This is a genomic window from Roseomonas sp. E05 (assembly GCF_030063475.1).
GTDB lineage: Bacteria > Pseudomonadota > Alphaproteobacteria > Acetobacterales > Acetobacteraceae > Pseudoroseomonas.
In genome coordinates this window covers 48,308-74,669 of the sequence record NZ_JASIRT010000015.1, presented here as the reverse complement: position 1 = coordinate 74,669, position 26,362 = coordinate 48,308, and the positions used below count along the sequence as shown (strand labels likewise).

Annotated in this window: 24 protein-coding genes; 11 read left to right on the top strand and 13 right to left on the bottom strand. The window is 72.5% G+C overall.

The features are described 5' to 3' along the window. Positions 1–13 precede the first annotated feature (13 nt). Genes QMO56_RS15825 through QMO56_RS15800 form a run of 6 tightly spaced genes read right to left on the bottom strand, consistent with a single transcriptional unit; the run spans position 14 to position 6,236 of the window. Complete coding sequence (locus QMO56_RS15825; RefSeq protein WP_283527183.1) at positions 14–1,645, bottom strand: AMP-binding protein; 1,632 nt, start codon at positions 1,643–1,645, stop codon at positions 14–16. Continuing rightward, on the bottom strand, positions 1,642–2,394 hold the full coding sequence (locus QMO56_RS15820; RefSeq protein ID WP_283527181.1) for an enoyl-CoA hydratase/isomerase family protein: 753 nt from the start codon (positions 2,392–2,394) through the stop codon (positions 1,642–1,644). The genes QMO56_RS15825 and QMO56_RS15820 overlap by 4 nt, the downstream gene beginning before the upstream one ends. Then, positions 2,391–3,587: a CaiB/BaiF CoA-transferase family protein gene (locus tag QMO56_RS15815; RefSeq protein ID WP_283527179.1), complete on the bottom strand. Its 1,197-nt coding sequence runs from the start codon at positions 3,585–3,587 to the stop codon at positions 2,391–2,393. Before QMO56_RS15815 ends, QMO56_RS15820 begins: the two co-directional genes overlap by 4 nt. Beyond that, a complete protein-coding gene (locus QMO56_RS15810; RefSeq protein ID WP_283527177.1) occupies positions 3,584–4,282 on the bottom strand; it encodes an enoyl-CoA hydratase/isomerase family protein in 699 nt (232 codons plus the stop codon). The genes QMO56_RS15815 and QMO56_RS15810 overlap by 4 nt, the downstream gene beginning before the upstream one ends. Next, on the bottom strand, positions 4,279–5,259 hold the full coding sequence (locus tag QMO56_RS15805; RefSeq protein WP_283527175.1) for a nitronate monooxygenase family protein: 981 nt from the start codon (positions 5,257–5,259) through the stop codon (positions 4,279–4,281). The genes QMO56_RS15810 and QMO56_RS15805 overlap by 4 nt, the downstream gene beginning before the upstream one ends. Beyond that, positions 5,259–6,236, bottom strand: a complete 978-nt coding sequence (locus QMO56_RS15800) for a tripartite tricarboxylate transporter substrate binding protein (RefSeq protein ID WP_283527173.1) — start codon at positions 6,234–6,236, stop codon at positions 5,259–5,261. Before QMO56_RS15800 ends, QMO56_RS15805 begins: the two co-directional genes overlap by 1 nt. Before the next feature lie 135 nt (positions 6,237–6,371). Between QMO56_RS15800 and QMO56_RS15795 the strand changes: the two genes are divergently transcribed. Beyond that, positions 6,372–7,343, top strand: coding sequence for a tripartite tricarboxylate transporter substrate binding protein (locus QMO56_RS15795; protein ID WP_283527171.1), 972 nt, complete (start codon positions 6,372–6,374; stop codon positions 7,341–7,343). Here the strand turns inward: QMO56_RS15795 and QMO56_RS15790 are convergent. From QMO56_RS15790 to QMO56_RS15775, 4 genes are read right to left on the bottom strand one after another with little or no spacing between them, the layout of a single operon-like run. Next, positions 7,330–8,136 (bottom strand): enoyl-CoA hydratase/isomerase family protein, encoded by an 807-nt coding sequence (locus tag QMO56_RS15790; protein ID WP_283527170.1) that lies wholly within the window; start codon positions 8,134–8,136, stop codon positions 7,330–7,332. The genes QMO56_RS15795 and QMO56_RS15790 overlap by 14 nt on opposite strands. Continuing rightward, positions 8,133–9,059, bottom strand: a complete 927-nt coding sequence (locus QMO56_RS15785; protein ID WP_283527168.1) for a hydroxymethylglutaryl-CoA lyase — start codon at positions 9,057–9,059, stop codon at positions 8,133–8,135. The genes QMO56_RS15790 and QMO56_RS15785 overlap by 4 nt, the downstream gene beginning before the upstream one ends. Next, positions 9,056–9,925 (bottom strand): CoA-binding protein, encoded by an 870-nt coding sequence (locus QMO56_RS15780; RefSeq protein ID WP_283527166.1) that lies wholly within the window; start codon positions 9,923–9,925, stop codon positions 9,056–9,058. The genes QMO56_RS15785 and QMO56_RS15780 overlap by 4 nt, the downstream gene beginning before the upstream one ends. Then, positions 9,922–11,055: an ATP-grasp domain-containing protein gene (locus QMO56_RS15775; protein WP_283527164.1), complete on the bottom strand. Its 1,134-nt coding sequence runs from the start codon at positions 11,053–11,055 to the stop codon at positions 9,922–9,924. The genes QMO56_RS15780 and QMO56_RS15775 overlap by 4 nt, the downstream gene beginning before the upstream one ends. 149 nt (positions 11,056–11,204) lie before the next feature. On the opposite strand from QMO56_RS15775, the gene QMO56_RS15770 reads away from it, so the two are divergent. Then, entirely contained in the window at positions 11,205–11,672 is a 468-nt protein-coding gene (locus QMO56_RS15770; protein WP_283527162.1) for a MarR family winged helix-turn-helix transcriptional regulator, read from the top strand. 388 nt (positions 11,673–12,060) lie between these two features. Here the strand turns inward: QMO56_RS15770 and QMO56_RS15765 are convergent, their stop codons facing one another. Beyond that, positions 12,061–14,982 (bottom strand): FAD-binding and (Fe-S)-binding domain-containing protein, encoded by a 2,922-nt coding sequence (locus QMO56_RS15765; protein WP_283527160.1) that lies wholly within the window; start codon positions 14,980–14,982, stop codon positions 12,061–12,063. Between the two features lie 125 nt (positions 14,983–15,107). On the opposite strand from QMO56_RS15765, the gene QMO56_RS15760 reads away from it, so the two are divergent. Further along, positions 15,108–16,292: an alanine--glyoxylate aminotransferase family protein gene (locus tag QMO56_RS15760; RefSeq protein WP_283527158.1), complete on the top strand. Its 1,185-nt coding sequence runs from the start codon at positions 15,108–15,110 to the stop codon at positions 16,290–16,292. 278 nt (positions 16,293–16,570) lie between these two features. Here QMO56_RS15760 and QMO56_RS15755 read toward each other — a convergent pair whose 3' ends face one another. Beyond that, positions 16,571–17,707 carry a CaiB/BaiF CoA-transferase family protein gene (locus QMO56_RS15755; RefSeq protein WP_283527156.1) on the bottom strand — a complete coding sequence of 379 codons (1,137 nt, stop codon included), beginning with the start codon at positions 17,705–17,707 and terminating at the stop codon, positions 16,571–16,573. Between the two features lie 66 nt (positions 17,708–17,773). Here QMO56_RS15755 and QMO56_RS15750 point away from each other — a divergent pair, with 66 nt between their 5' ends. From QMO56_RS15750 to QMO56_RS15740, 3 genes are all read left to right on the top strand, one after another. After that, positions 17,774–18,769, top strand: a complete 996-nt coding sequence (locus QMO56_RS15750; protein WP_283527154.1) for a tripartite tricarboxylate transporter substrate binding protein — start codon at positions 17,774–17,776, stop codon at positions 18,767–18,769. After that, complete coding sequence (locus QMO56_RS15745; protein WP_283527152.1) at positions 18,769–19,761, top strand: NADPH:quinone oxidoreductase family protein; 993 nt, start codon at positions 18,769–18,771, stop codon at positions 19,759–19,761. Before QMO56_RS15750 ends, QMO56_RS15745 begins: the two co-directional genes overlap by 1 nt. Before the next feature lie 268 nt (positions 19,762–20,029). Next, on the top strand, positions 20,030–21,004 hold the full coding sequence (locus QMO56_RS15740; RefSeq protein WP_283527150.1) for a tripartite tricarboxylate transporter substrate binding protein: 975 nt from the start codon (positions 20,030–20,032) through the stop codon (positions 21,002–21,004). Between the two features lie 37 nt (positions 21,005–21,041). Here QMO56_RS15740 and QMO56_RS15735 read toward each other — a convergent pair whose 3' ends face one another. Beyond that, positions 21,042–22,022, bottom strand: a complete 981-nt coding sequence (locus QMO56_RS15735) for a tripartite tricarboxylate transporter substrate binding protein (RefSeq protein WP_283527148.1) — start codon at positions 22,020–22,022, stop codon at positions 21,042–21,044. 110 nt (positions 22,023–22,132) lie between these two features. Here QMO56_RS15735 and QMO56_RS15730 point away from each other — a divergent pair, with 110 nt between their 5' ends. From QMO56_RS15730 to QMO56_RS15710, 5 genes are all read left to right on the top strand, one after another. After that, the gene (locus QMO56_RS15730; RefSeq protein ID WP_283527146.1) at positions 22,133–22,906 is read left to right on the top strand and encodes a GntR family transcriptional regulator; all 774 of its coding nucleotides are present in this window, start codon (positions 22,133–22,135) and stop codon (positions 22,904–22,906) included. Positions 22,907–23,055: 149 nt separating this feature from the next. Then, positions 23,056–23,667, top strand: coding sequence for a glutathione S-transferase family protein (locus QMO56_RS15725; RefSeq protein ID WP_283527144.1), 612 nt, complete (start codon positions 23,056–23,058; stop codon positions 23,665–23,667). Further along, on the top strand, positions 23,660–24,898 hold the full coding sequence (locus QMO56_RS15720; RefSeq protein WP_283527142.1) for a CaiB/BaiF CoA-transferase family protein: 1,239 nt from the start codon (positions 23,660–23,662) through the stop codon (positions 24,896–24,898). The genes QMO56_RS15725 and QMO56_RS15720 overlap by 8 nt, the downstream gene beginning before the upstream one ends. Positions 24,899–24,924: 26 nt before the next feature. Next, a complete protein-coding gene (locus QMO56_RS15715) occupies positions 24,925–25,536 on the top strand; it encodes a carboxymuconolactone decarboxylase family protein (protein WP_283527140.1) in 612 nt (203 codons plus the stop codon). 5 nt (positions 25,537–25,541) lie between these two features. Beyond that, positions 25,542–26,330 (top strand): enoyl-CoA hydratase/isomerase family protein, encoded by a 789-nt coding sequence (locus QMO56_RS15710; protein ID WP_283527139.1) that lies wholly within the window; start codon positions 25,542–25,544, stop codon positions 26,328–26,330. Positions 26,331–26,362: the final 32 nt, after the last annotated feature.

The window sequence follows — 26,362 nt, the reverse complement described above, 5'->3', positions numbered from 1 at the left end:
CTGAACGAGGCGTTCATCCCCCCGGCCTTTTCTCCAGGCCGAGCAGCTTCACCGCATGCTCCGCCAGCAGGCGTTTCTGGATCTTCGAGCTGGCGGTCATGCCGATCGCCTCGAAACCATCGACGACGCAGACGTAGCGGGGCACCTTGAAGCCGGCCATCTGTTCGCGGCTCCAGCCGATCAAGGCCTGTTCCTCCACCACCTGCCCCTCGTTGGGGATGACGAAGGCACAGGGCACTTCCATCAATCGCGCATCGGGCACGCCGACCACCACCGCCTGCCGCACCGCGGGGTGACGGTTCAGGATGTCCTCGATCTCGGCGGGAGAGACGTTCTCGCCGCCGACGCGCACCAGGTCCTTGGCGCGGCCGGTGAACTGCAGGCGGCCCTCGGCATCGAGGCGGCCGAGATCGCCAGTGGAAAGCCAGCCCCCGGCGTCGAGCGCCTTGGCGGTTTCCTCCGGCTTGTCGAAATAGCCCTGCATGACGTTCCAGCCGCGCACGAGGATCTCGCCTTCGGCGCCGGGCGGGCAGTCGCCGCCGCCATCAAGCGCGCGGATGCGAACCGCGACGCCCGGCTCCGGCAGCATGCGGCCGCTGACGCGGATCTCCTCCGGCTCCCACCAGGCGGATTGCGACACGTTGGGCGAGGCTTCCGAAAGCCCGTAGCCGACGACGCATTCGCGCGCGCCCAGCTCGTCGATGATGCGGCGGACGATGCCGGGCGAAGCCGCCGCCCAGGCACCGCGCAGTACGAGGCGGCGCCGGGGACGGTCCGGGTGGTTCAGCAGCATCAGCGCCATGGTGTCGTTGCCGGAGAAATGCGTGCAGCGCTCCTCCTCCATGATCCGCAGGGCCTCGCCGGGCTCGAAACGGTCCATGGTGACCAGCGTCGCCACATGCTGCAGGCAGGAGAGAATGGAGAGCGTGCTGCCGGCGACATGGAAGAAGGGGCGGGCGCTGTGGAAGCGGTCGGCCACGCGCAGGCCCATGCGGCCGCCGGAGAAGAAGGCATCGGCGCACATGCTGCGATGCGTCAGCAGCACGCCCTTGGGGAAGGAGGTGGTGCCCGAGGTGTACTGGATCAGCAGCACGTCGTCCGGCGTGCAGCAAGGTGCGGCGGGGCCCTGCGCGGCCGCGAGGAAGTCTCCCCAGGACACGGCGCCCGCCGGAACATCCTCGCCCAGCACGATGACCTTCTGCAGGTCGGGCAGGGCGGCATCGGGAAGGCCGCCATCGAGCGCCGGACAGATGCCGCGCAGCATGGCGACGAAATCGACGCGCAGGAACCGGTCGGCCAGGAACAGCATGCGCACGCGCGACTGGCGCAGCGCATAGGCCATCTCCCCGGCGCGGAAGCGGGTGTTCACCGGCACGGTCACCGCCCCCAGCGAGCCGATCGCCAGGAACAGCGCCACCCAGCGCGGCCCATTGCCGAGGCAGAGGCCGATATGGTCGCCCCGCCGCACGCCGGCGGCGACCAGTGCGGCGCGGATGGCGGCGACCTCCTCGGCCAGCGCGGCATAGGTGATGCGGTCGGCGGGGGCGACGATCGCCTCCACCTCCGGCGCGATGGCGGCGGCGCGGTGCAGGGCGGCCTCGCTGGTCAGCGGACAGATCCCCTCCAGCGGGAAGGGCGCGCTCATCGCGCGGGGCTCCCGAAGCCGGCCATGGCCGCGCGCCAGGCGCCCTCGGCGAGGTTCTCCTCGATCGCCATCAGCTCGGTGGCGAGCGCGGCGCGCGGGTCGCGCTCCACGCCCTCGTCGATGCAGCGCTTGGCCTGGCGCAGCGCGCCGGCGGGCGCGGCGAGGATGGTCCGCGCGATCTCCGCCAGCGTCTCCTCCAGCGCCGCATCGTCCGGCACCAGGCGCGAGATCAGCCCGGCCTGCCGCGCCTCCTCGGCGGAGAGGGTGCGGCCGGTGAACATCATGTCCTTGGCCAGCCGCTTGCCGATGATGCGCGGCAGGCGCTGCGTCGCGCCCACCGTGCCCCAGAGCGCCTCGGGCGTGCGGAAGGAGGCGGCGGGCGTCGCCACGATCATGTCGCAGGCGGCGGCGATCTCGCCGCCCGAGCCGACCGCCGGCCCCTGCAGCACGGCGATGCTCGGCATCGGCAGGCGCTCCAGCGCGTCATAGGCGGCGAAGCCCTTCAGCCGGCGGGCACGCACCTGGTCCTCGCCCATGCCCTTGCGCTCCTTCAGGTCGGCGCCGGCGCAGAAGACCGGGCCGCTGGCGCGCACCAGCACCAGCCGGGCGTCCTCCGCCACGGCGCGGCGGGCGCCGGCGAGCAAGGCCTCGGCCATCGCCGTATTCAGCGCGTTGCGCGCCTCGGGGCGGTTCAGGGTCAGGGTGGCGACGCCCTCGGCGGACATCTCCCACAGCACGGCCTCGGTCATAGCGCTCCCATCTCCCGCAGTTCCGCGATGCGCGCGGCATCCAGCCCGAGGCGCTCGCGCAGCACCGCCTCGGTATGCTCGCCGAGCAGCGGCGGCCGCCCGACCTCCGGATCGCCCCAGCCCTCGAAGCGCAACGGCACCGGCAGGGCCGGAAAGCGTCCGAGCAGCGGGTGCTCGAAGCTGGAGACCATGCCGCGCGCGCGGACATGCTCGTCGGCCAGCACCTCGTCCAGCTCCAGCACCGGGCCGGCGGGCACGCCGGCGGCATCCAGCCGGGCGAAGGCTTCGCCGCGCGGCAGTTCCGCCAGCGCCGCGCCCATGGCGCGCATCACCGCCTCGCGCCGCGCCACGCGGCCGGCATTGGTGGCGAGTTCCGGGTCCGCTGCCAGCGCATCGAGCGACAGCGCGGCGCAGAGCGGCGCCCAGTGCTGGTCGCTGGCGGTGATGTGCAGGTAGCGGCCATCGGCGCAGCGGAAGCTGGCGCTCGGCACCCGGCCGGGATGTTCGGTGCCCAGGCGCGGCGGCACCTCGCCCAGCGCGAAGTGGCGCGCCGCCGCGATGGTCAGCAGCGCCACCTGCGCGTCGAACATCGAGACGTCCACATGCCCGCCCTGGCCGGTGCGGTCGCGCCCGCGCAGCGCCGAGAGGATGGCGATGGCGACCCAGAGGCCGGAGGAGAGGTCGGCCACCGGCAGGCCGGGCTTCACCGGGCCGCCGCCGCGCTCGCCGGTCAGGCTCATCAGCCCGCCCATGGCCTGGAAGACGGTGTCGTAGCCCTTGCGCTTCGCGTAGGGCCCGGACTGCCCGAAGCCGGTGCAGGAGAGATAGACCAGGCGCGGGTTCACGGCGGAAAGCGAGGCCCAGTCCAGCCCGCGCCGCTTCAGCGCGCCGGTGGGGAAGTTCTCGACCAGCACATCGGCCTGGGCGGCGAGGTCGCGGATGATCCGCCGGCCCTCTTCGTGCCGCAGGTTCACGGTGATCGAGCGCTTGGCGCGGTTGCAGGCCATGTAGTAGCCGCTGACGCTGCCGCCCGGCCCCTCGGCGAAGGGCTCGAAGCTGCGGGTCTCGTCGCCGCTGCCGGGCTGCTCCACCTTGATGACCTCGGCGCCCATCTCGGCCAGCAGCATGGTGGCGAAAGGGCAGGCGAGCACGCGGGAAAGGTCGAGGATCACCAGTCCTTCGAGCGGCTTCATGCCAGGCGCTCCCGGGCGGTGCGGGCCGCGGCGAAACCCTCCGGCAGCGGGCGCGCGCCGGCGGCGCAGAGCTGCTTCAGCGCCAGCAGCGCGGGCGGCGGCAGGGTGGCGAGGCTTTCGGCGAGCGCGGCGGCGCGGTCCAGCAGCGCCTCGGCGGGGACGGGTGCCGGGCAGAGGCCGAGCGAGGCGGCTTCCGTCGCGGGCAGCGCGCGTCCACTCGCCAGCAGCGAGAAGACCTGCCGCGGCGCGAGGTGCCGCAGCAGCACGGGCGCCATCAGCGCCGGCAGCATGCCGTGCCGCGCCTCGGGAAAGGCGAGACTGGCGCCCTCGGCCAGCAGCATCTGGTCGCAGCAGAGCGCCAGGGCGGCTCCGGCGCCGAGCGCGGCGCCCTGGACCGCCGCCACCACCGGCTTGGCCGTCCGGCCAGGTGCCAGCAGGATGGCCTCGCTCAACGCCGCGCGGGCAGCACGGGCGGAGGGGTCGGCGGCGAGGGCGCGCATCTCCGCGAGATCGGCGCCGGCGCAGAAGCCCGGTCCCTCGGCGCCCAGCACGACGGCGGCGATGGCCGGATCGTCACCCGCCGCCTCCAGCGCCGCGATCAAGGCCCTGGCGAGCGCGGCATCGATGGCGTTGCGTTTCTCCGCGCGTGCCAGGAACAGCAGGCGCAGGGTCCCACGCGTCTCGACGCGGATCATGCCGGCACCTGCGCGGGCAGGCCGGCAAGGCGGCGGCGCACCGCCTCCGCCTCGGTGACGAGGCGGTGCATCACCGCAGCGGCGGGCAGGATGTCGTCGATCAGGCCGGCGGTCTGCCCGGCCTCCACCTTGCCCCATTCCATGTCGCCCTCCAGGGCCGCCAGCTTCAGGCTTCGGCTGGCATAGAGCAGTGCCAGCGCCTCCTTCGCGTGGCCAGCGCGCTCGGCGGCGTCCACCTCCTCGGTGAAGCGGTTGCGCAGCTGCCGCACCGGCAGGCCGCCGCGGCCGACCAGGGTGGTGTCGGACAGCGCGGCCTTCCGCACCCTCTCCTTGTAGGCGGGATGCACCGTGGCCTCCTCCGTCATCAGGAAGCGCGTGCCGAGCTGCGCGCCCTCGGCACCGAGGGCGAACATCGCGGCGATGCCGGCGCCATCGGCCACGCCGCCGGCGCCGATCACCGGAAGCGCCACGGCCTGCGCCACGGCGCGCACCATCACCATGGCGGAAACCTCGTCCGGCGCGGGATGCCCACCGGCCTCGCCGCCGACCACGATCAGCGCATCCACGCCGGCGGCCTCGGCCTTCAGCGCGTGCAGCGGCGAGGCGACGACATGCAGCCACTTCGCGCCATAGGCGTGGAAGCGCGGCAGGTGCGCGCGCGGCCCGCCCTGCGAGGCGATCACCACCGGCACGCGCTCGGCCTCGGCGACGTCGAGGAATTCGGCTGAGCGCTTGTTGTAGAGCGGGATATTGACCGCGAAGGGTGCCGATGTGCCGGCGCGCACCGTGCGGATCGCCTCCACCAGTGCCTCGGGGCGCATCGGCCCGGCGGCGATGGTGCCGAGCCCGCCGGCCCGCGCCACCGCCAGGGCCAGCGCAGCGGAGGAGGAGGCCCAGCTCATGCCGCCCTGCACGATCGGGTAGCGGATTCCCAGAAGCTCCGGCAGGCGCGAGGGGAAGCCGAATTCCGCCGCCATCACAGCGTCTCGGCGCCGCTCTGCCGCACCAGCGGGCCCCATTTGTCGGCCTCGGCATGCAGGAAGTCGAGATAGGCCTCGGCCGCCAGGGGGGAGGGGGTGCCGCCCTGCCGCCGGAACTCGCTCTGCAGCGCATCGCTGTGCAGCGCCTGCGCGGCGGCGTCGCGCAGGGCCTCGCGGATGCCGGCGGGCGTCGCGGCGGGCACGGCGCAGCCATACCAGTTGTCGGAGACCACCTGCGGCAGGCCCAGCTCGGCCGTGGTGGGAACCTCCGGCAGCGACGGCACCCGCTCCGCCGTGGTGACGGCGAGCGGGCGCATGGCACCGGCCTCGATATGTGGCCGCAGCACCGGCACGTCGGCGATCAGATAGGTGAAGCGGCCGCCGAGCAGGTCGGTGGCGGCCGGCGCGACGCCGCGATAGGGGATGTGCAGCGCCTCGAACTTCGCCTCGGACGCCAGCAGGGCGCCGGCGAGATGCGTGATCGAGCCGGCGCCGGCGGAGCCGTAGGTGACGGAACCCGGCTTGCGCCGCGCCATCGCCGCCAGGGCGGGCAGATCCTCGATGCCGGCTTTCGCGTTCACCACCAGCACTTCGGGCACGCGCACGACAAGGGTGAGGTGCGCGAGGTCCTGGTAGACGTCGAAGGGCATCTGCTGCTGCGGCATGAAGGGCGCGATGGAGAGCGCGCCGGGACCGGTGAAGCCGATCGTCATTCCGTCGGGTGCGGACTTGGCCACGGCGTCGGTGCCGACCAGTCCGCCAGCCCCACCGCGGTTCTCCACCACGACGGGCTGGCCGAGCGGCTTGCCCAGCGCTTCCGCGAAGACGCGGCCGAAGATGTCGGCAGGGCCGCCGGCGGCGAAGGGCACGATCAGCCGCAGCGGGCGGTCGGGTGTCCAGCCGGCGCCGGAGGCGGCGCGGGCGTGCAGCGCCGGCAGGGCCAGGCCTGCGGCCAGCAGGGTGCGTCGCTTCATCCTTGTTCGTCTCTCCTTGTCGGGGCTTCGCGCCTCTTCCGCGAAGGACGCTAGTCGCTTTGGTTGATCATATCAACCATTCGATCTAGCCTTTGCGGTGCTGAAAAGATCTCGAACATGACAAGGGAGGAAAGAATGGTCCATGTGACCCGGCGCGGCGCCCTGGCGGCGCTCGCCGTCAGTGCGCTGCCCTGCGCGGCCCGTGCCGGCGAGGCCGCCTGGCCGGACCGCACCGTGCGCTTCATCGTGCCCTTTGCGCCGGGCGGCCCGGTCGAGGTGCCGGCCCGCTTCATCGCCGACCGGCTGACGCATACGCTCGGGCAGAGCGTCATCGTCGAGACGAAGCCAGGGGCGGGCGGCGCGCTCGGCATCCAGTCCGTGCTGCAGGCGGCGGACCCGCACATGCTGCTCTTCACCACATCCTCGGTCGCCATCCTGCCGGCGCTGCTGAGAGATCCGGGTTACGACCCGTTCCGCGACCTGACCCCGGTCAGCATGGTGAGCGAGGTGCCGATGGCCCTGCTGGTGCGGCCGGACTGGCCGGTGCCGGACTTCGCGACCTTCCTGCGGCAGGCGAAGGCGAAGCCGCAGCGCTTCTCCTTCGCCTCCTCAGGCACCGGCTCCACCACGCATCTGGCGGGCGAACTGCTGAAGGCGAAGGCGGGCATCGACATCCTGCACGTGCCCTATCGCGGTGGCGCACAGGCGGTGAACGCCCTCTATGCCGGCGATACCGACATGCTGATCACCGGCCTGATCGAGACGATGAAGCATGTCAGCGACGGGCGGCTGCGCGCCCTGGCGGTAACCTCGCCAGGACGCAGCCCGGCCTTGCCGGAGGTGCCGGCCATCGCCGAGGCGGTGCCGGGCTATGGCCTCACCATCTGGTACGCCCTGTTCGGCCCGCCCAACACGCCGGCCGCCGTGGTGCAGCGCCTCGCCGAGGCCATGGCGCCGCTGCGCGAGGGCTCACCGCTGGCGCAGCGCATGGGGGAATCCGGCGCCACGCTGCTGCTCGACGGGCCGGCGCCGCTGGCGGCGCGGATGCGGGCGGAGGTGCCGCTGTGGAAGGAGGTGGTGACCGCGGCCGGGATCAGGCAGGAATAGGCGCCCAGGCCGGCGGGCGCTTGGCCTTGAAGGCGGCGATACCTTCCTCCGCCTCGCCCGCCGCACAACGTGCGAAGGCCTGTGCGCCGGCATCGGCATAGCCCTCGGGCACCGGGCCGCCGAGCGCCGCCATCAGCGCCTTGGTCTCGGCCAGGGCGCCCGGTGCGCCCTGCAGCAGGTCGCCGATCACCGCTTCCACGCGCGCTGCCAGCGCTGCGGCATCGGGCAGAACCTCGTGCAGCAGGCCGCGCGCGGCGGCCTCGGCCGCGCCGATGGGCGCCCCTTGCAGCACCAGTCGCGCCGCCTCGCTGCGCCCCATGCGGTGCGACAGCCAGGGCAGGATCTGCGCCGCCACCAGCCCGCGCCGCACTTCCGGCGCGGCGAAGCGTGCCTCGGCCGAGGCCAGGGCGATGTCGGCCGCGCAGACCAGGCCGAGCCCGCCGGCGAAGGCCGAGCCCTCGATCTGGGCGATCACCACCTGCGGCAGCGCGGCGATGGCGGCGAAGCGCGCACCGGTGCGGCGGTTGCGTTCGAGCTGCCGCGCCAGCTTCTCCTCCGGCGCGGCCGGCGCGCCCACCTCCGTCAGGTCCAGCCCGGCGCAGAAATGCCCGCCGGCACCGGAGAGCACCAGCACGCGCGCCGTGCGATCCTGGCGCAGATCGGCGAGCAACGCGTCGAGCGCCTCCACCAGCGCCGTGCTCATCGCGTTGCGCCGCGCCGGCCGGTTCAGGATGGCGCGCACCACCGGGCCGTCGCGCCGCACCAGCAGGGGGGATTCGTCGGTCTCGCTCATGCGTGTTCTCCGAGGCGGTTGGTGCGGGCGTGCAGACGGCGGCCGAGCAGCGCCTCGGCGGCGCGCCCGGCCGCGCGCAGGCGGTCGAGGTCGAGGCCGGTGCGGACGCCCATGGCCTCGAACAGCATCGCCAGGTCCTCCGTGCAGACATTCCCGGTGAAGCCCTCGCCATAGGCGATCTCGGCCGGATGCCCGCCGGTGCCGCCCAGCGCGCTGTCGAAGTGAGTGATACCCGCTTCCAGCGCGGCGACACAGTTGGCGATGCCGGTGCCGCGGCTGTCGTGGAAGTGTGCGATCAGCACGGCCTCCTGCGGCAGTTCCTCGCGCAGCAGGCGCACCAGCGCCCGCACGCGCGGCGGCGTGGCGCTGCCGATGGTGTCGCCGATGGCGATGCGCCGCACCCCGAGCGCGATGAAGCGCCGTGCATCCTCCAGCACGCGCTGCGGCGGGGTCGGCCCGTCGAAGGGGCAGTCGAAGGCAACCGAAATGGTGCCCACGGTGGTGAAGGCGCCGCCGGCCAGCGCCGCCATCGCCTCGACATTGCGCCACTGCTCGTCGCGGGAGCGCCGCAGGTTGCGCTGCGTGTGGCCTTCGGAGGCCGAGACGAGGAAGCTGATCTCCTCCGGCCCGCGGCCTTCCGCGCGTGCCGTCAGCGCCCGCTCGACCGCCTGCGGGTTCGGGCAGGTGGCCTTGAACAGCACGCCCGGGCGCGGCGGCACGGCCTGCAGCACCTCCGCCGCATCGGCGAATTGCGGCACGTATTTCGGGTGCGAGAAGGAGGTGATCTCGATCCGGCGGAAGCCGCAATCGGCGATGCGCACCAGCATCGCGGCCTTCTCGGCCGCCGGCAGCACGCCGGGCTCGTGCTGCAGCCCGTCGCGGGCGAAGCACTCACAAAGGACGACCTGCGGTGTCTCGCTCATGCGGGCAGCAATCCTTTCAGGATCTCGATGGCGTCATAGGGGGTCTGGGCGGCATGCGCGCCGGCGGCGGCGAGCGCGGCCAGCTTGGCGGCGGCGCCCTCGCGGGTATGGCCGATCAGCGCGCCGGCATGGCCCATCTGCCGCTCGGCCGGCGCGTGGCGGCCGGCGATGGTGGCGACCAGCGGCTTGGGAAAACCGGCCAGCGCCTCGGCCAGGGCATATTCCTTGCCGCCGCCGATCTCGCCGCAATAGAGCACGGCGGCGGTGTCCGGGTCGTCGCGCAGGGCGGGGAGGTATTCGTGCGGGTTGCGGCCGATCACCGCGTCGCCGCCGAGATGGAGCGCGATGCGCTGGCCGATCCCCGCCGCCGTCAGCAGGCGCGCGACGGTCAGCGTCAACGTGCCGCTGCGGCCGAGCAGCGCCACCCGCCCGGGCCGGCAGAAGGAGGGAGCGACCGAGCCGAGCAGCCCCTGACCCGGAACGCAGAGCCCCAGCGTGTTCGGCCCCACCAGCCAGCTTCCCGCCGCGCGCGCCGCCTGGGCGGCGCCGAGCGTATCGTGCAGCGGCACGTATTCGGCGGCGGCGACAATGGTGGCGATGCCGGCGGCGGCGCATTGCCGGATCGCGTCGGCGGTGCCCTCGGGCGGGGTGTAGAGGATGGCGGCCTCGGCCGGGGCGTCCAGCTCGCGCAGGCTGTCGAGCAGGGGCAGCCCCTCCAGCCTGCCGCCGCCCTTGCCGAGCGCGATGCCGGCCACGATCGGCGTGCCGGCCTCACGCATCGCCGCCACCTGCCGCGCGGCATAGCGCCCGGTGGGGTTGAAGACGATGACGCGGCGCGGGAAGGCGCGCAGGAAGGGCGGTGTCATGCGGCGAGGTCCGCGGCCAGGGCGCGCACCAGGGCCCGCGGGTCCTCATGCAGGGCGGCGACGCCGGCGGCGCGCAGCTGCCCCCGTGCCGCCTCGGCGTCGAAGCCCCGCGTGGCGGCATGGCCGGCGGCGAAGCCGGCATAGAGCGGCCTGGGCGGCGGGTGGCGGGCCAGGAAGGCCAGCAGCGTCTCCACCCGGTCGCGCAGCGGGCGGGAGGCCAGGGTGGTGTAGAACAGGATGGCCTTCACCTCCGGCCGGGCGGCGAGGGCGAAGGCGGCTTCCAGCCGCGCCTCGGTGGTCTCGGCCGGGCCGCCGCGCAGGTTGTCCATGAAGCTGGCGGCGCGCAGGCCATGATCGGCCAGCAGGTCCATCAACTGCATGCCGAGCCCGGCGCCGGCTGAGACCAGCGCCACGTCCCCGGGCATTTCCACCAGCGCGAAGCCCCGTTGCCGCGCCTGCCGTTCCAGCGGGGTGAGGGCGGCCGCCTCCAGCGCGGCGCTGGCCGCGGGCGTGTCGTGGCGGGGCAGCGCGGCGGCATCGCGCACCAGCTTGGCGTCGCAGGCGACAAGACCGGCGGGAGTGACGGCCAGCGGATTGAGCTCCAGCAGCTCCAGGTCCTCCGCGCGCAGGAGGCGGGCCAGCCGCGGTACCAGGCGCGCGACGCGTGCGGCGAGATCGGCCGGCAATGCGGCGCGGAGGGCGGCGAAGAGCAGATCGGCGGCGAAAGGATCGTCCGGATCGACGGGCAGCCGCAACAGGGTGGCGGCCCCCTCGACCGCGATGCCGCCCTCGGCGGAGAAGAGGCATTCGATCACCTGCCGCGTGCCGTCCACGCGCAGGGCCAGGTAGAGTTCCCGCGTGATCTCCACCGCCTCCTCCAGCAGGAAGGGCACCGCGCCGGCCTGCGCCGTCATCGCCGCGCGCAGCGCCGGAACCTCGGCCGGGGTGACGCGCCGCACCAGGCCGCGCTTGCCGCGCCCGCCTTCCAGCACCTGCGCCTTCAGCACCAGCCCCGGCCAGTCCTGCGCCTCCGGCGGCACCGCGCCACCGGCCGGCAGCGCCACCCCGCGCGGCACCGCGACGCCGTGCCGCCGCAGCAGCGCCTTGCCGTCCATCTCGGTCAGCCGCATGGCCGGTCCTCCCCGCCATTTTGCGCCAGCTAGGGGTTTTGGGTTGATTTTGTCAACCAATCTGTCCGGCGCCGCGCGGTGGCCTGCGGCTTCCGCCGGACCCCTGCCCGGCGCGGGACAAGCCGGGGAATTGCCCGTAAGATGCGAGCATGCCTGCTTCGCGAACCGCCGCCCCGGCCGGGGACACCCGGACGATCAAGGACCTGCTCTCCTACCGCATCCACCGGTTGGCGAATGCCCTCAGCCGGGGCGCCGCGGCGCGCTACCGGCGGGAGTTCGATGTCAGCCTGATGGAATGGCGCACCATCGCGCTGCTCGGGGATTTCGCGCCGATGTCGCTGAAGGACCTCGCGCGGCAGAGCGGGTTGGACAAGGGCCTGGCCAGCCGGGTGGTCGGCGGGCTGGTGGAGCGCGGCCTCGTGCGGCGCGGCACGGCGGCGGATGCGCGCGAACTGGCGCTGAGCCTGACGCCAGCCGGGCGCAAGGTGTTCCGCGGCCTGATGCGCTCGGCCGGTGAGCGTGACGATGCTTTCCGCGCCGCGCTGACGGAGGCAGAGATGGAATGCCTCGACAGCGCCATCGGCAAGCTGCTCCAGGCCGCGCGCCAGCAGCTCTAGCCGGCTGCTGAAAATCGGTCGCGGTGGGGCAGCTCCAGCTCAGGCCTGGGGGAGAGGCGCTGCCAGAGTGGCGCTGGGTTGAGGCAGGCCCGCCATCGTGATCGTGAGCGCGCCGGCCGGGGCTTCACCCTCCACCCCCCGCCTCCTCCGGCTGCTGGCCCGGCCGCGCCCCGGCACCTGAGCAGGCAGGAACCGCGCCTCCTCTCGGCCGGGTTGCCAGCCATCAAGGCACTGCGCGCGCGGAAGACCTTCCGCGTGCAACGTCTCAGGCAGCCGAATCGGGTCTGTCAGCCTGCTGGGGCGGGACGGCGCGGGACCTGCGCGCGAATTTTCCGGTGACTTCGGCTCCTTCGGTCCGCAGAAAGCGGATACCGCTTCCACGCCCCGGTCATGCGAGCGCCCTGTCCAGCAGGCGGATGGAGTGGAGCGCCTCGCGCTTCGCCAGATCGTGGATCTGATGGCGGCAGGAGGTGCCGTCGGCGACGATGATCGCCTCCGGCGCGGTCCGGCGGAGATACGGCAGCAGCGAGAGCTCGGCCATGGCGATGGAGACAGGCAGATTCTTCGTCTCGTAGCCGAAGGCACCGGCCATGCCGCAGCAGGAGGAGGTGATGGGCGTCACCTTCAGTCCGGGGATCGCGGCCAGCATCGCGACGGCGGGGGTGAAGGCGTTGAAGGCCTTCTGGTGGCAGTGGCCATGGATATGGGCCTCGTCTCCCACCGGCTTCAGCTTCAGCGGCGGCTTCGCCTTCGCCAGCCACTCCGTGACGAGCATGGCGCGCGCAGCCAGCTTCGTCGTCGCCTCGCCCGGCAGCAGGGAGAGGAACTCGTCGCGCAGCGTCATCAGCGCGGAAGGCTCGAGGCCCAGCACCGGGCTCTCCCATTGCGACAGCACCTCCAGCGTGCGGCGCGCCTCCTCGCGTGCCTCCTCCACCATTCCGGCGGCGAGATAGGTGCGCCCGTCATCCAGCGGCCGCGCACCGCGCTTCGGGCGCGCGGCGGCGGGATCGGCGCCGGCGGCGCGCAGCACGCGGATGGCGGCGCGCAGGTTCTCCGGCTCGAAGTACCGGTTGAACAGGTCGGGCAGCAGGATGACCTCGTTGGCGCGCCCATCCGGCGCGCGCAGCTCGCTGTCCTGGAAGGCATCGCGCTGGAAGCGGGGCAGGCTGCGCTGCGCGGCCAGCCCGAGCGCGCGCTCGCTGAGCGCGGGCAGGCCGGGGAGCAGGTCGCGAAGATTCGACAGCGGCGCGAAGCGCGCCGCCCAGGGCGCCCAGCGCGGCAGGGTGGCGATCAGACGGTCCTTCCGCGACACGCCGCGCGCGCGGTTGCGGGCATGGGCGGCCTCGATCTTCATTTTGGCCATGTCTACCCCGGTCGGGCATTCGCGCTTGCAGCCCTTGCAGGCGACGCAGAGCGACAGCGTCTCCGCCACCTCGTCGGAGGCCAGCCCGCCCTCGATCTGGCCGGTCAGCGCCAGCCGCAGCGTATTGGCGCGGCCGCGCGTCAGATGCTGCTCGTCGCGCGTGGCGCGGTAGCTCGGGCACATGGTGCCGGCATCGAACTTCCGGCAGGTGCCGTTGTTGTTGCACATCTCGACCGCGCCGAGCAGGCCGCCCTGCGGCCCGGGCCAGGCCGACCAGTCGAGCGCCGGGGAGACGCCCGCATCCGCCGCATAGCCCTCGTGATAGCGCAGCAGGCTGCGGTCATCCATGCGCGGCGGATGCACGATGCGGTTCGGGTTCAGCAGCCCCTGCGGCAGGGTTTCCGTGGCGGGATCGAAGGCGTCCTTCACCTGCTCGAAGGCGCGCACGATCCGCGCGCCGAACATGGTTTCGTGGAACTCGGAGCGGACGATGCCGTCGCCGTGCTCGCCGGAATGGCTGCCCTTGTAGTCCCGCACCAGGGCGAAGCATTCCTCGGCGATGGCGCGCATCTTCGCGACGTCCTCGCCGGACTTCATGTTCAGCACGGGGCGGACATGCAGGCAGCCCACCGAGGCATGGGCATACCAGGTGCCCCTGGTGCCATGCTTCTCGAAGACCGCGTTCAGGCGCTCGGTGTAGTCCGCCAGATCCTCCAGCGCGACGGCCGTGTCCTCGATGAAGGAGACGGGCTTTCCATCGCCCTTCATGCTCATCATGATGTTCAGCCCGGCCTCGCGCACCTCCGCGACCTGCGCCTGGAAGCCGGCATCGGTGACGCGCACCACCTGCCCGGGCAGGCCGAGATCGCCCATCATCTCCTCCAGCCGGTCGAGCGCGGCCAGCAGCGGCGCGTCCTCATGCCCGTGGAACTCGACGATCAGCAGGCTGTCCGGCTCGCCGATCAGGATCCGGTCGATGGTGTTGCGGTAGATCGGAATGGAGCGGCCGAGGTCGATCATGGTGCGGTCGACCAGCTCCACCGCCTCCGGATCGAGCATGACCAGATGCTTCGAGGCCTCCATGGCGCGCCGGAAGCTCGGGAACTGGCAGATGCCCAGCATCTTGCGCGGCTTGATCGGCCAGAGCCGCAGGTCGAGCGCCGTCGAGAAGGCCAGCGTGCCCTCGCTGCCGACCAGCAGGCGCGCCAGGCTGGCGCGGCCTTCCGCGCAGGCGGTCGGCGTCAGCGCATCCAGGTTATAGCCGCCGACGCGGCGGAGCTGGCGCGGGAAGCGGGCGGCGATCTCCGCCGCCTCCCGCGCGCCGATGGCACGCAGCCGCGCGATCAGGTCGGCGACGGCGGGCGGGACATCGGGGCCGAGATTGTCCGGCAGCTCGCCGAAGCTGAAGCGCGTGCCGTCCGCCAGGATGGCGTCGATGGCGCGGACATTGTCGGCCATCAGCCCATAGCGGATCGACTTCGAGCCGCAGGAATTGTTGCCGGCCATGCCGCCAATGGTGCAGCGCGCCCAGGTGGAGGGATCGACAGGGTAGAACAGCCCCTTCGGCTTCAGCGCCTCGTTCAGCGCGCCGAGCGTGATGCCGGGCTCGACGCGGGCGGTGTCGCCCTCGGCCGCGAGCACGCGGCGCAGGTGCTTGGTGCAGTCCACCACCAGCGCGCGGTTGACGGTCTGGCCGCACTGGCTCGTCCCGCCGCCGCGCGGCAGCACGGGCACGCCCTCCTCCCGGCAGATCGCCATGGCGGCCAGGACGTCCTCCGTTGTGCGGGGGACCAGCACGCCGAGCGGCTCCATCTGGTAGATGCTGGCATCGGTCGCGTAGCGGCCGCGGTCGCCGGCGGAGAAGAGCACCTCGCCGGCGGTCTCGCGGCGCAGGCGGCTGGCGAGGCGGCTGTCCCCGATCCGCGCCCGGCCCGTGATGACGTTCATGCGGCTTCCCCCCTACCCCCCGGCGGCGGCCTGCGCGGGCCGCTCCGGGCTTCTCCATTGGGCTTCCTCATTGGCAGGACGCATCATTGCTGGCTAGACAGGCAGAGCGAAGAGGAAACCCGTCCATGGCCTATTTCCAGTCCAAGCCGGTCGCCGGCCGCCATTTCCTGCAGATCCCTGGCCCCACCAACGTGCCGGACCGCGTGCTGCGGGCGATGGACAACCCGACCATGGACCATCGCGGGCCGGATTTCGGCCGCCTGGGCCAGGCGCTGCTCGAAAAGGTGCGGGCCGTCTTCAAGACCGAGGGGCCGGTGGTGATCTACCCGGCCTCCGGCACCGGCGCCTGGGAGGCGGCGCTGGTGAACACCCTCTCCCCCGGCGACCGTGTGCTGATGTGCGAGACCGGCTGGTTCGCCCATCTCTGGCACGAGATGGCGACCCGGCTGCAGCTGCAGCCGGACTACATCCACACGGACTGGCGCCGCGGCGCCGATGTCGCCGCCATCGAGGCGAGGCTGCGCGAGGACAAGGGGCACGAGATCAAGGCCGTCTGCGTCGTGCACAACGAGACCAGCACCGGCTGCACCAGCCGGATCGACGAGGTGCGACAGGCGATCGACGCCGCCGGCCACCCCGCGCTGCTGCTGGTGGATACCATCTCCTCCCTCGGCAGCATCGACTACCGGCATGACGAATGGGGCGTGGACGTCACCGTCGCCGGCAGCCAGAAGGGGCTGATGCTGCCGCCTGGCCTCAGCTTCAACGCGGTCTCGGCCAAGGCGCTGAAGGCGAGCGAGACGGCGAGGATGCCACGCAGCTTCTGGGACTGGAAGCCGATGCTGGCGGCCAATGCCACCGGCTATTTCCCCTACACGCCAGCGACCAACATGCTCTACGCGCTCGACACCGCCGTGGACATGCTGCTGGAGGAGGGGCTGGACAACGTCTTCGCCCGGCACGACCGGCACGCCGAGGCCACCCGCCGCGCCGTGCGCCACTGGGGCTTCGAGACGCAATGCGCCGAGCCCCGGCATCATTCCTCCGCGCTGACCGCGGTGCGGCTGCCGGAGGGGCACAGCGCCAACGCCCTGCGCGCGGCGATCCTGGAGAAGTTCAACATGAGCCTCGGCAACGGGCTCGGCCCGCTGAACGACCGGGTGTTCCGCATCGGCCATCTCGGCGATTTCGGTGATCTCCAGCTGGTCGGCACGCTGGGCGGCGTGGAGATGGGACTGAAGGCGGCCAGCATCCCCTACCAGGCGGGAGGCGTGCTGGCGGCGATGGACTACCTGAACGGGAATGCCTGACCCGGGAAGCCCTTCTCGCTCCCGGCGCTGGATCTCGCCAGCTCGGGGGCAGGGAGGAGCTTGGGGTGCCTTGCCAAGCCGGCAGGCGGGCTCCGCCGCCTCCGCCTGCCTGGCGCGGTGGAGGCGGCGATCCCTGCCATGGACCCGGCATACCGGAGGCAGAGCGGCCAGGCCTGACTCGGATGCGTTCCTGCTGGAGCGGATGGAAACCCTCTGCTCGCAACTTCTTGCCGAAACGCACCCGGTCGGGCGGACGAAGCCTCCCCTGACCGGTTCCGTCAGCGCGCGGGAATCGCCAGCTCCCGGAGGATCTCGGCGGTATGGGCGCCCAAGGCCGGTGCAGGCGCCAGCCAATGGCCGAAGCCCGGCAGGGCGGGCATGGGCAGCTCGCCCATCTCCGGCTGGCGCAAGGGCGCGGCGGCGCCAACCGCCTGCACATGCGGGTCGGCCAGCCAGTCGAGCGGCGTGTTGACGCGTGAGGCCAGCAGCCCGGCCGTGCCGAGCCGGGCAAGCCAATCCTCCGCCGGCCGCGTCGTGAAGGCCGCGCGGACCAGCGGCAGCAGCGCCTCACGATGCTCCGCGCGCGCGGCGAAGCTGGCGAAGCGCGGGTCGTGCGGCAGTTCCGGCAGGCCGAGCACCTCGCAGAGGGCCACGAACTCCGTTTCCCGCACCAGCGCCACCATCACCCAGGCGCCATCTGCGGCCTGGTAGCTGCCGGCAGGCAGGTTCAGCGCCGCCGGAGCGCGCCCGAGCAGCCCTGCCTCCGCCAGCGGCATGGCCAACAACCCCGCCATGCCAGCCATCAGCGAAACATCCAGCACGCGGCGCTGCGGCGGTGCGGCGCCGCCCCGCTCCAGCATGCGCTGGGCCAGCGCCGCCTGCACGGCGGCAAAGGCGGAAAGCCCTGTCACCACATCGGCGACCAGCGTGCCGACCTTGTGGGGCGCGCCGTCCGGGCCGGGATTCAACGCCGCCAGGCCGGAGAAGCCCTGGGCGACGGAGTCGGTGCAGGGCTGCCCGGCATAGGGGCCCTGCTGTCCGAAGCCGGAGATGGAGAGGCAGATCGCGTCCTCTGGCGTGGCCTCCGGGCCGAGCCCGAGGCGCGCGGCGACGCCCGGCCGGAAGGCCTCGATCAGCACGTCCGCGCGGGCGGCCAGCGCCTGCGCGGTGGCCCGGCCCTCGGCCTGTTTCAGGTCGAGCACGATGCTGCGCTTGCCGCGGTTGAAGGTGACGTGCATCACCGACTGCCCGTTGGCGCGGGTGGAGAGGCCGCGCGACCAGTCTCCCCCGGGCGGTTCCAGCTTCACCACCTCGGCGCCGCTGGCGGCCAGCAGCATGCCGCAATAGGGGCCGGCAATGCCCTGGCTGGCATCCAGCACCCGCAGCCCGCGATAAGGGCGCATCTCCTCCGACATTGCGTTTCCTCTTATTCTGTGAGTGCATCATTCGCGAAAAAACGCGAACAGGGAAGGAAACACCGGATGGCCAGCCTCACGCGCCGCGGCGCCATGTCGCTTGCCGGCACCTTCGGCCTCTCCGCCGCAGCGGCTGCCCGCCTGTCACCGGCATGGGCCGAGGCGCCATGGCCCAGCCGCACGCTTCGCATGGTGGTGCCCTACCCGCCGGGCGGGCCCACCGACATCCTGGCGCGGGTGGTGGCGCAGGGATTGCCGGCCGAAGGCCTGCCCAGCGTCGTCGTGGACAACCGCAGCGGCGCCTCGGGCGTGGTCGGCAGCGGCGAGGTGGCGCGCGCGGCGCCGGATGGCGGCACCATCCTGGTCAATGCCTCGATCCACGTCATCATCCCGCACCTGAACCGCCAGATGCCCTTCGACACGCTGGCCGACTTCGCGCCGGTGACGAACATCGCCCGCGTGCCGCTGATGCTGGTGGTGAACCGCGAGCTGCCCGTGCGCTCGGTGCCCGAGCTGATCGCCTGGCTCAAGGCGCAGGGCGGCAAGGCCTCCTACGGCTCCTCCGGCATCGGCGCGGCGCCGCATCTGGCGGGCGAGCTGTTCAGGCAGCTCACCGGCACGCAGATGACGCATGTTCCCTATCGCGGCTCCGGCCCTGCCTTGCAGGACCTGCTGGCCGGCAACATCCAGCTGATGTTCGACTCCATGCCGAGCAGCGCCGGCGCGGTGCGCGAGGGGCAGCTGCGCGCGCTCGCCGTCACCACGGCCGGGCGCGTCGGCGCCTTCCCGGATCTGCCGACCGTGGCCGAGGCCGGGGTGCCGGGCTACGAGATCGCCACCTGGTACGGCGTCTGGGCGCCGGCCAAGATGCCGGCGGAGCTGGTGGTACGGCTGCAGCAGGCCGTGGCGCGCGTGGTCGCCGCGCCGGAAGGGCGCGCGCGGCTGGAATCCCTGGGGGCCGAGCCGGTCGCCGACACGCCCGAGCACTTCGCCGGCTTCGCCCGCGCCGAGTACGAACGCTGGGGCCGGCTGGTGCGCGAGGCCGGGATCGAGCCGGGCTGATGCGCGCGCTGGTCTGCGAGAGCTGGCGCGACTTCGACGCGCTGGAGGTGAAGGAGGTGCCGCCGCCGCCGCTGCGCCCGCGCGGCGTGCGCATCCGGGTGGAGGCGGTGGGCGTCTCCTTCGCGGTGCAACTCGTCGTCGCCGGGAAATACCAGCGCCGCCCGCCGCTGCCCTTCACGCCCGGCACCGAGGTGGTCGGCACGGTGCTGGAGGCGGCGCCCGATGCCGGGGCGCCGCCTCCGGGCACCCGGGTCTTCGCTGCGCTCGACTGGGGCGGGATGGCCGAGGAGGCGGTGGCCGACGACATCCACGTCATGCCGCTGCCGGAGGAACTGCCCGCCGAGGCCGCCGTGGCGCTGCCCATCAGCTATCCCACCGCGGCGGCCGCGCTGCTCTGGCGCGGGCGGCTGAAGTCCGGGCAATGGGTGCTGGTGCAGGGTGCCGGCGGCGGCGTGGGGCTGGCGGGGCTGGAGGTGGCGCATGCCGTTGGCGCCCGCGTCATCGCCCGTGCGGGGGTGGCGAAGCATGACCGGCTGCGGGCGCGCGGCGCGGAGGCGGTGCTGGACAGCACCCAGCCCTTCCGCGCCGCCGTCGCGGAGATCACCGGCGGAGCCGGCGCCGCCCTGGTGCTGGACACGCTGGGCGGCGCGGCCTTCGACGAAGGGCTGCGCTGCCTGGGGGAGGGCGGCACGCTGCTGACGCTCGGCTATGCCGCCGGCGCCATCCCCAACCTCGCCGTCAACCTGCTGCTGCTGAAGAATATCGGCGTGGCCGGGCTGAACTGGGGCACTTATCTCGGCTGGTCGCCGGGCGATAACCGGCATGCCCATGCCCCCCGCGTGCGCGCGCTCTGGCAGCAGTTGCTGGACTGGTGGCAGGCGGGAAGGCTGCACCCGGAGGTGCATGCCGCGCTGCCGTTGGAACGCTTCCGCGAGGCCATGGCGCTGGTGCGTGACCGGCAGGCCGTGGGGCGCGTCGTGCTGCGCCCCTGAACGCGGACGGCGGGGCGCAGGCTCGCGAGCCAAGCGCCTCTGGCGCCGTTCTCCAGCACCGTGGCCAGGGCAAGGAGCCGTGGCACCATGGTGAAGAGCAGCAGCCTGGCGCGCTTTTCCCGCTCCAGCTCCGCGCGGCCGAAGATCATGGCCGGCCCTCCTGATGAGCTATAAGTCTTATAAGCCATACTATTGACTCTTAAGGGGCGAGTCGAGCAGGGTTCTCCGCGCAAGCCGGCCCCCGGATCCGGCATCAGGGAGATCTGTCATGCTGCATCGCCGCCCTCTGCTCCTCGCCGGCTTGGCCACCCTGCTGGCAAGTGTCACCCCCGCCCTGGCGGAAACCTTCCCCGACCGGCCGGTCCGGCTGATCGTGCCCTTCCCGCCCGGCGGCTCGGCCGACCCCATCGGGCGCATCCTGGCGGCGTCCATGGAGAAGGATCTCGGTCAGGCGGTGGTGGTGGAGAACCGCTCCGGCGCGGGCGGTGTGATCGGCACGGATGCCGTGGCGAAGGCCGCGCCCGACGGCTACACGGTCGGCCTGGTCGGCGTCGGCAGCATGACCGTGGCGCAGAACCTGCTGCCGGACGTGCCCTACAAGGCGGTGCGGGATCTGGCGCCGGTCGCCCTGGTGGTGGGCGTGCCGCAGCTGCTCGTCGCCAGCAAGGCCAGCAAGCTGAACGACCTTCCCGCCTTGCTGAAGAAGGCACGCGCTGAACCCGGCCGCCTCACCTTCGCCTCCTCGGGCAATGGCAACTCGCCGCACCTCGCCATGGCCTCGCTGGCGCTGCACACGGGAATGGAGCTGATTCACGTGCCCTATCGCGGCGTGGCTCCGGCCATCACCGACCTGCTGGCCGGGCGTGTGGACCTGATGTTCGCCGACCTGCCGGCGCTGATCGGCCCGGTGCGGGACAAGGCCATGACGGCGCTGGCCCTCGGCAGCGCCGAGCCCTCGCCGCTCTTGCCGGGCGTGCCGACGCTGGAGCAGGCGGGCGTGACGGGCGTGGATGTCGAGAACTGGTACGGCGTGGTCGCCCCCGCCGGCACGCCGCCGGAGCGGGTCGCGAAGATCCAGCAGGCCATCCTGGGTGCGCTGCAGGAGCCGGCCGCGCGCGAGCGGCTCACCCAGCTCGGCGTGCGCATCATCGGCGCGGATGCCGGGACCTTCGCCGACCACCTGCGGCGCGAGACGGAGAAGTGGGTCGAGCTGATCCATGCGGCGAAGATCACCGTCGAGTGACGCTGCGGCGCCGCCCGCCTGGGCGGGCGGCGCCGCCTCATTCGATCCGCATGCCGGTCTCGCGCACGAAGCGGGCGAAACGCTCGGTTTCCGCCGCCATGTAGTCGGCGAAGTCCTGTGGTGAGGAGGGCGCCGGCTCCAGCCCGTTCTGCGCGCACCACGTCACCATGCCCGGCTCCGCCAGCACTGCGCGCAACTCGGCGTTCAGCCGGTCCCGCTGTCCGTCCGGCAGGCCGGCGGGGGCCAGCAGGCCGAGCCAGGTGACGAACATGTAGCCGGGCAGCCCGGCCTCGGCCATGGTGGGCGTCTCCGGCAGCAGGGCGGCGCGGTTGCGGCCGGTGGTGGCCAGCACGCGCACCGCGCCGGCGCGGATGTTCGGCAGGGCGGTGATCAGCGTGTCGAACATGCCCTGGATCTTGCCGCCGATCAGGTCCGTGTTGGAGGCGGCGGCGCCGCGATAGGGAACGTGCAGGATCTGGATGCCGGCGGCCGCCTTGTAGAGTTCCAGCGCCCGGTGCGAGGCCCCGCCATTGCCGGAGGAGCCGAAGGCGAGCGCCTCGGGGTTCGCCTTGGCATAGGCCGTCAGCTCGGCGAGGCTGGTCACCGGCACCGAGGGGTGCACGGTCAGCGCCAGCGGCGATTCCACCAGCAGCGAGAGCGGCGTGAAATCCTTCACGGGGTCGTAGCCCAGCCGCGGATAGAGGCTGACATTCATGGCATGCGTGCCGGCGAAGCCCATGTAGAGCGTGTCGCCATCCGGCGCGGCGCGGGCGGCGGTCTCGGCGGCGAGGTTACCGCCCGCGCCGGGCCGGTTGTCCACCACATAGGGGCGGCCCTGGCGGCGGGCGAGGGCATCCGCCACGCGGCGGGCCACGAGATCGGTGATGCCGCCGGGCGGGTAGGGCACGATCAGCCGCACGGGCCTGCCGCTCTCGGCCAGGGCGCCCCGCGGCGGCCAGAGCGCCGGCAGGGCAAGGCCGGCGGCGAGGGCGGCGCGGCGGGTGAGGGGTTCGGTCATGGCTTGGTTTCCTCCATCTCGACAATAAATCCATATTATTGACCTTTAAAAGCCGAATTCGGATCGCCGGGCTTGGCGAAAGGGCGGCGGTGCCGCAAAGAGGATGAATGATGAAATCGTCTCCTGCGGGTGCCCTCCGGGGCGTGGTGGACCTCAGCCGCAGCGCGGTGCCGCGCTATCTCCAGCTGGCGACGCTGTTCCGCAGCCGGATCGAAACCGGCGCCTGGCGGCCGGGCGAGCAGATCCCGACGGTTGAGGAGCTGGCGGCGGAATGCGGCGTCGCACGGGCGACGATCCGGCAGGCGCTCGGCCAGCTGGAGGCGGAAGGGCTGATCGAGCGGTTCCGCGCCAAGGGGACTTTCGTGCGCGGCCAGAGCCGCAACCGGCTGTGGTGCGAGGTGCAGACCGACTGGTCCGGCCTGCTGCGCTCACGCGAGGGCGCGGAGATCGAGATCCTGAGCAGCCAGGGCGGCGCCATGCCGCCGATGATGCCGGAGGATCTGGGCCGGCCCGCCGCTGCCTACCGCCATCTGCGGCGGCGCCACTGGCGCGATGGACAGCCTTTCCTGCTGGCCGATGTCTATCTCGACGAGAAGCTCTGGCCCAAGGTGAAGGCGCATGACCTGCGCAGCCGCACGGCGCTGAACCTGGTGGCCAGCCTGCCTGGCGTCACCATCGTCGATGCGCGGCAGACGCTCACCATCGGCTCGGCCGATGTCGAGGTCGCGGACGAGCTGAAGATGCCGCTGAACGCGCCCGTCGCGCATGTGCGCCGCGCCGCGGTGGACGCTCAGGGCACGCTGATCCTGGCGGCCGACGGCATCTATCGCGGCGACATCGTGCGGATCGACATCAAGCTCTCCACTGGCGGCCAGTCCGGCTGAAAGCGTGCGGCGCGCTTGACGCGGCCCACGTTCGCAGCATAAAGACCATAAAGATGACCTAACGAATGAAACGCGGCTCCGCGCCGCCAGCGAGGAGGAAGCCCCATGCGCCACGCCGATCCCGCCCCGGCGGCCGGACGCGTCAGCCGATGAAGCTGCACTGGTCTCCGCGCTCGCCTTTCGTGCGCAAGGTGATGATCGCCGCGCATGAGCTCGGTCTCGCCGATCGCATCGAGACCGTCCGCACGGTGGTACGGATGGACACGCCAAACCCCGCGCTGCTGCCCGACAACCCGCTCAGCAAGATCCCCACCCTGGTGCTGGAGGACGGCACCGCGCTGTTCGACTCCCTCACCATCTGCGAGTACCTGGACGACCGCGCCGGCGGCGGGCTCTTTCCCCGCGCCGGCGCGGCGCGCTGGCAGGCGCTGACCTGGCAGAGCCTGGGCAACGGGCTGCTGGACCTGCTCGTCCTGTGGCGCAACGAGCGCGACAAGCCGGAGGCGCGCCAGACCCCGGCGCTGCTCGAAAGCTTCGCCTTCAAGGCCGGCGCCACGCTGGACCGGCTGGAGGGCATGGCCGGGGCGCTGGAAGCGGAGCGCTTCGGCATCGGGCATATCGCCATCGGCTGCGCGCTCTCCTACCTGGACTTCCGCTTCGCCTCCTGGGACTGGCGCGCGGGGCGCCCGAAGCTGGCCACCTGGCACGCGGGCTTCGACGCGCGACCCTCCCTGCGCGCCACGGAGATCGTCGATGCCTGAGGCGCAGGAGCGCGGCGGCCCGCTCAGCCATATCCGCGTGCTGGACCTCAGCCGCATCATGGCGGCGCCCTGGGCGACGCAGATCCTCGCCGACATGGGCGCCGACGTCATCAAGGTGGAGCGTCCCGGCGCCGGCGACGACACGCGGAGCTGGGGTCCGCCCTTCCTGCGCGATGCGCAGGGCGAGCCGACGCACGAGGCCGGGTATTTCCTCTCCGTCAACCGCGGCAAGCGCTCGCTGACCATCGACATGACGAAGCCCGAGGGGCAGGCGATCCTGCGCCAGCTCGCCGCCACGGCCGACATCGTCATCGAGAACTTCAAGGCCGGCGCGCTGGCGCGCTACGGGCTGGACGCCGCCTCGCTGCGCGCGGTCAACCCGCGCCTGATCTACTGCTCCGTCACCGGCTTCGGGCAGGACGGCCCACGGCGCGATCAGGCCGCCTATGACTTCGCCATCCAGGCGATGGGCGGGCTGATGAGCGTCACCGGCGAGCGCGACGGCATGCCCGGCGCCGGCCCGCAGAAGGTCGGCGTGCCCATCGTGGACCTGATGACCGGCATGTACGCCACCGTCGCCGTGCTGGGCGCACTGGCGCACCGCGCCGAGACGGGAGAGGGCGAGACCATCGACCTCGCCATGCTCGACGTGCAGGCAGCCTTCCTGGCCAACCAGGCGATGAACTGGCTGGTCGGCGGCAACACGCCGAAGCGCGGCGGCAATCGCCACCCCAACATCCAGCCGCAGGACGTCTTCGCCTGCGCCGACGGGCATCTCGTCCTGGCGGTCGGCAATGACGGCCAGTTCCGCAAGCTGTGCGAGGCGGTCGGGCACCCGGAATGGGGCAGCGACGCGCGCTTCGCCACGAATGCCGGACGCGTGCGCAACAATGCCGTGCTGACGCCGCTGCTGAGCGGGGCCTTCGCGGACCTCACCCGGGACGAGCTGACGAAGCGGCTCGACGAGGCGGGCGTGCCCTGCGCGCCGATCAACACGGTGCCGCAGGTCTTCGACGATCCGCAGATCCGGCACCGCGAGATGCTGCGCCACCTCCCGCATCCGCTGGCCGGCACGGTGCCGCAGGTGGTGAGCCCGCTGCGCTTCGCGGAGGCGCCGCTGCGCTTCGACCGTGCGCCGCCAACGCTTGGCCAGCACAATGCCGAGATCCTCGCCGAACTGGGACTCGATGCCGCGGCGCAGGCGGACCTCGCCGCGCGTGGCGTGCTGTGACGCCCGCAACGATCAAAGGAACCGTCATGCCCCGCATCGCCCTGCCGGAACGCGAGGAGATGTCGCCGGCGCAGCGGCGCGTGCACGATGCCGTGCTGGCCGGCCCGCGCGGCGCTGTCATCGGCCCGCTGCGCGCCGTGATCCACAGCCCTGACCTGGCCGAGCGCTGGTCACGCCTCGGCGAGTTCCTGCGCTTCGACACCGTGCTGCCGAAGCGGTTGAACGAACTGGCCATCATCGTCACCGGCCGCCGCTGGACCAGCCAGATCGAATGGTGGGTGCATGCCCGCGCCGCCGCCGAGGCCGGCCTGCCGCAGGCGGCGATCGAGGCGATTCGCCTTGGCGAGCCGCCCCCGCTGGAGGAGGCGGAGGATGCCGAGATCTACGAATTCACGCGGCAGTTGCAGCAGACCGGGCAGGTTCCGCTGCCGGCCTATCGTGCGGTGGAGCGCCGCTGGGGCGAGCGCGGCGTCGTCGAGCTGACGGCGGTGATCGGCTACTACACGATGGTCTCCATGACGCTGAACGCGCACGAGATCCCGCTGCCGGAGGGCGTCGAGCCGCCGCTCCGCCCGCCGCCGCAGGCCGCGGGCGGGCTGTCGCCGCTGCCGCCCGCGCGCGGCGCGAAGGGAGAATGAACGCCATGCCCGAGGCCTTCCAGGATCTGCAACGCTTCCGCGTCGGCGTGGAGGAGCATGTCGCCACGGTCATCATGCAGGCGCCGCCGGTGAACGCGCAGGACCGCCTGTTCCGCGAGGAGATCGTGCAGGTCTTCGACACGTTGCACGACCTGCCGGAGGTGCGCGCCATCGTGCTGACCGGCGAAGGCCGCGCCTTCTCCGCCGGCGCCGACCTGCGCGAGCGGCCCAACCTCGCCGAGATTCCGGGCGCCTATCCCCGCCACAACCGCTTGGTCCGTGCCGGGTTCGACGCAGTGCTGGAATGCGGCAAGCCGGTGATCGCTGCGGTGAACGGCGCGGCCATCGGCGCCGGCTGCGTGCTGGCGCTGTGCTGCGACATCCTGATCGTTTCCGAGAACGCCTTCCTGTCGATGACGGAGGTGGATGTCGGCCTCGCCGGTGGCGTGCGGCATGTGCTGCGCTTCTTCGGCCAGTCCGACGCGCGGCTGATGATCTACACGGCGAAGCGCATCACCGGGCCGGAGCTGCTGCGGATGAACGCCGCCTCCGCCTGCGTGGCGTCCGAGGCGCTGCTGCCGGAGGCGCTCGGCATCGCGCGCCAGATCGCCGCCAAGAGTCCGCTCGCCGTGCAGGCGGCCAAGCGCTCCTTCGGCCTGACCGAGGAGATGCCGCTGCGCGACGGCTACCGCTACGAGCAGACGCAGACCGTGGCGCTCTCCCGCACCGAGGATACGAAGGAGGCGCAGCGCGCCTTCGCGGAGAAGCGCCGCCCGAGCTTCACCGGCCGCTGAGGCCGCCCGCTGCGACCGGGCCGACAGAGCCC

Bases quoted from the DNA above. Each gene is read 5' to 3' on its own strand.
- QMO56_RS15765 (WP_283527160.1), bottom strand. From the start codon at position 14,982: ATGAACGTCATCACGGGCCGGGCGCGGATCGGGGACAGCCGCCTCGCC.
- QMO56_RS15725 (WP_283527144.1), top strand. From the start codon at position 23,056: ATGAAGCTGCACTGGTCTCCGCGCTCGCCTTTCGTGCGCAAGGTGATG.
- QMO56_RS15780 (WP_283527166.1), bottom strand. From the start codon at position 9,925: ATGACACCGCCCTTCCTGCGCGCCTTCCCGCGCCGCGTCATCGTCTTC.
- QMO56_RS15750 (WP_283527154.1), top strand. From the start codon at position 17,774: ATGGCCAGCCTCACGCGCCGCGGCGCCATGTCGCTTGCCGGCACCTTC.
- QMO56_RS15815 (WP_283527179.1), bottom strand. From the start codon at position 3,587: ATGAAGCCGCTCGAAGGACTGGTGATCCTCGACCTTTCCCGCGTGCTC.
- QMO56_RS15720 (WP_283527142.1), top strand. From the start codon at position 23,660: ATGCCTGAGGCGCAGGAGCGCGGCGGCCCGCTCAGCCATATCCGCGTG.
- QMO56_RS15735 (WP_283527148.1), bottom strand. From the start codon at position 22,022: ATGACCGAACCCCTCACCCGCCGCGCCGCCCTCGCCGCCGGCCTTGCC.
- QMO56_RS15785 (WP_283527168.1), bottom strand. From the start codon at position 9,059: ATGAGCGAGACACCGCAGGTCGTCCTTTGTGAGTGCTTCGCCCGCGAC.
- QMO56_RS15810 (WP_283527177.1), bottom strand. From the start codon at position 4,282: ATGATCCGCGTCGAGACGCGTGGGACCCTGCGCCTGCTGTTCCTGGCA.
- QMO56_RS15805 (WP_283527175.1), bottom strand. From the start codon at position 5,259: ATGGCGGCGGAATTCGGCTTCCCCTCGCGCCTGCCGGAGCTTCTGGGA.
- QMO56_RS15755 (WP_283527156.1), bottom strand. From the start codon at position 17,707: ATGTCGGAGGAGATGCGCCCTTATCGCGGGCTGCGGGTGCTGGATGCC.
- QMO56_RS15790 (WP_283527170.1), bottom strand. From the start codon at position 8,136: ATGAGCGAGACCGACGAATCCCCCCTGCTGGTGCGGCGCGACGGCCCG.
- QMO56_RS15740 (WP_283527150.1), top strand. From the start codon at position 20,030: ATGCTGCATCGCCGCCCTCTGCTCCTCGCCGGCTTGGCCACCCTGCTG.
- QMO56_RS15800 (WP_283527173.1), bottom strand. From the start codon at position 6,236: ATGAAGCGACGCACCCTGCTGGCCGCAGGCCTGGCCCTGCCGGCGCTG.
- QMO56_RS15730 (WP_283527146.1), top strand. From the start codon at position 22,133: ATGAAATCGTCTCCTGCGGGTGCCCTCCGGGGCGTGGTGGACCTCAGC.
- QMO56_RS15795 (WP_283527171.1), top strand. From the start codon at position 6,372: ATGGTCCATGTGACCCGGCGCGGCGCCCTGGCGGCGCTCGCCGTCAGT.
- QMO56_RS15715 (WP_283527140.1), top strand. From the start codon at position 24,925: ATGCCCCGCATCGCCCTGCCGGAACGCGAGGAGATGTCGCCGGCGCAG.
- QMO56_RS15710 (WP_283527139.1), top strand. From the start codon at position 25,542: ATGCCCGAGGCCTTCCAGGATCTGCAACGCTTCCGCGTCGGCGTGGAG.
- QMO56_RS15820 (WP_283527181.1), bottom strand. From the start codon at position 2,394: ATGACCGAGGCCGTGCTGTGGGAGATGTCCGCCGAGGGCGTCGCCACC.
- QMO56_RS15825 (WP_283527183.1), bottom strand. From the start codon at position 1,645: ATGAGCGCGCCCTTCCCGCTGGAGGGGATCTGTCCGCTGACCAGCGAG.
- QMO56_RS15745 (WP_283527152.1), top strand. From the start codon at position 18,769: ATGCGCGCGCTGGTCTGCGAGAGCTGGCGCGACTTCGACGCGCTGGAG.
- QMO56_RS15760 (WP_283527158.1), top strand. From the start codon at position 15,108: ATGGCCTATTTCCAGTCCAAGCCGGTCGCCGGCCGCCATTTCCTGCAG.
- QMO56_RS15770 (WP_283527162.1), top strand. From the start codon at position 11,205: ATGCCTGCTTCGCGAACCGCCGCCCCGGCCGGGGACACCCGGACGATC.
- QMO56_RS15775 (WP_283527164.1), bottom strand. From the start codon at position 11,055: ATGCGGCTGACCGAGATGGACGGCAAGGCGCTGCTGCGGCGGCACGGC.